Here is a 1,817-nt window from a genome sequence, read left to right as displayed (position 1 = left end):
CGGCGGGCTGCGGGCTAAATATCAACAACACATGGTACTGGAAGGTGATTGCACCTCCGCTTTAAAGCGTAGACGAATGTTGAAATGCTGACAAATTGCAGGCAAAAAACCGCTCGCCTAACTGGATGCATGAGACATGTGGGAGCTAGGCGAACGGTAAAGAGGCTACGTAAACTCTATTATTATTTGCGAAATGATAGTTGATCGAAAAGTGAACGTTAGCAAGGTCTACTTTGCAGAATTTGGTGAGTGACGGGCACAAAAAAACCGCCACAAGTGCGGGTTAAGCGATAAATGTGATATCGGAAGGTAAGATATCAATGAAGTCAGTATGGTTGCATGAGCACTCATGCTGTTTCAGACTATCACAAAAGTTCGGTCTGGCAATATGTGGTCGAAAAAATCCGGTCATTTAACCAGCTATAGGAATTTCGCATACATGATTTTATTACATGCACAAAAAACCCGGCTCGGTGGCCGGGTTTCTATTTGAGCGTATTTGCTGCTGGCAATTTCATCGGGGGATGTGAGTCATAATGAACAAACCTTGCAGACTGACTATTTTCATTTTGGTAATGGACTACATGGCTTGATGTCCAGTCTCCAAAAGGTTTTTTCTGGTCGTAAACTTTATGACCAACATGATAATGCCAAAGGTTATTCTCTATAGCGTATTGTATAAGTTGTAATCTTCTAGCGTGATTCTCGCTAACCCCCGTGGATGGTTTATTACGTCCTGGTAGACTAGTGAATCCGGATGCTTTTAACATAGTAATAAAGTCACCAATTATCTTTAATTCTTGTGTTGATAATGACTTCATTAACTCAATAAATGACTGAGAATAACTAACTTTGACAGCCATCACGCATCCTTTTTCATTGACTGGATCCAATCTGCAAAATCATCGCCGCTTGCAACCCAGTCAGGGTGTTCTACATTTTCAGAACTCACAGAATCTCTAATGGTTTCGATATCAAAGGCGAAATCATGTTCGCCTTTTAGCTGGTACAAACCTACTAACCTTGCAAGTTCATTTGTGACTTTTTGATACTCTTCGAAAACTTGCAAAGCCCGTGTTTTGATATAGCGTAGGTGGGACATGTGAGGAGCCCAATAGATTTCTGTTTCTGCCTTAAAAAAGGTATAAAACATTCTCTTGTTGCCACGAGAAATTTCTTCAGCAATAGCCTCTAAAGTTTCCGTCGAATTTTCTTTAAAATCGAGAGCTTCAATCTCTTCAGCTGACCCAAACTTTAACACTTGGATCATCGACCGGCCTTCTTTGCAAAGCTGAGTAACTGAATCAACGATGGCGTCTGTTTTTTTTATAGCATCTAAAACTTGTTTTTTTGTTAGGGACTTGGGGTGGCTGCGGTCAAAGTCATCCAGAGATCGCTCAACAGAATGAGAAACCTCAGTGAAAATACCTTGTACCTTGTCTAGGTTAGGACCCGTAAAGGCCACAGCCTCGAAGCCAATCATATCTTTCATCCCTTAAGTGTATGGGGTAAAGGGGTAGGTAGCAAACGTGCGATGTTGCTACACAACGTTCCTATGAATTTTTGCCAAGAAGTTTGATAAGGGGATTTATAGTGAAAATGGGCTCATTTCTCTTATCAAACGATAGCGCTACCCAATAACTTTTGAGCAACTATGATAGAACTAAATGGGTTCGTATTGAATGCTGTGATTTTACTCAGTACTTTCAGCTTTGAAGCTATGGCTGAAACCAGTCATCAGCACTTTCCCACGTTTCCTGAAGTATTGCTTCGACGGTTTCTTTATCGACAGTGCTCCCACCCATGACAGACAATCC

The 1,817-nt window shown here is 41.3% G+C and carries 3 protein-coding genes; all 3 read right to left on the bottom strand.

Features of this window, described 5'->3' with window-relative positions:
* Positions 1–485: 485 nt before the first annotated feature.
* Positions 486–863, bottom strand: coding sequence for a hypothetical protein (locus J8X26_RS23135; protein WP_208952053.1), 378 nt, complete (start codon positions 861–863; stop codon positions 486–488).
* Complete coding sequence (locus tag J8X26_RS23130) at positions 863–1,483, bottom strand: hypothetical protein (protein WP_208952052.1); 621 nt, start codon at positions 1,481–1,483, stop codon at positions 863–865. The genes J8X26_RS23135 and J8X26_RS23130 overlap by 1 nt, the downstream gene beginning before the upstream one ends.
* 235 nt (positions 1,484–1,718) lie before the next feature.
* Positions 1,719–1,817 (bottom strand): DinI-like family protein (locus J8X26_RS23125; RefSeq protein ID WP_208952054.1); only part of this gene is annotated, 99 nt, incomplete at its 5' end.

This window comes from Rahnella sp. ChDrAdgB13, from assembly GCF_017655185.1.
Classification (GTDB): domain Bacteria; phylum Pseudomonadota; class Gammaproteobacteria; order Enterobacterales; family Enterobacteriaceae; genus Rahnella; species Rahnella contaminans.
This window is presented reverse-complemented; position numbering and strand designations above follow the sequence as displayed.

Excerpts from the sequence above, each read along its gene's own strand:
- J8X26_RS23130 (WP_208952052.1), bottom strand. The coding sequence starts at position 1,483 with ATGATTGGCTTCGAGGCTGTGGCCTTTACGGGTCCTAACCTAGACAAG.
- J8X26_RS23135 (WP_208952053.1), bottom strand. The coding sequence starts at position 863 with ATGGCTGTCAAAGTTAGTTATTCTCAGTCATTTATTGAGTTAATGAAG.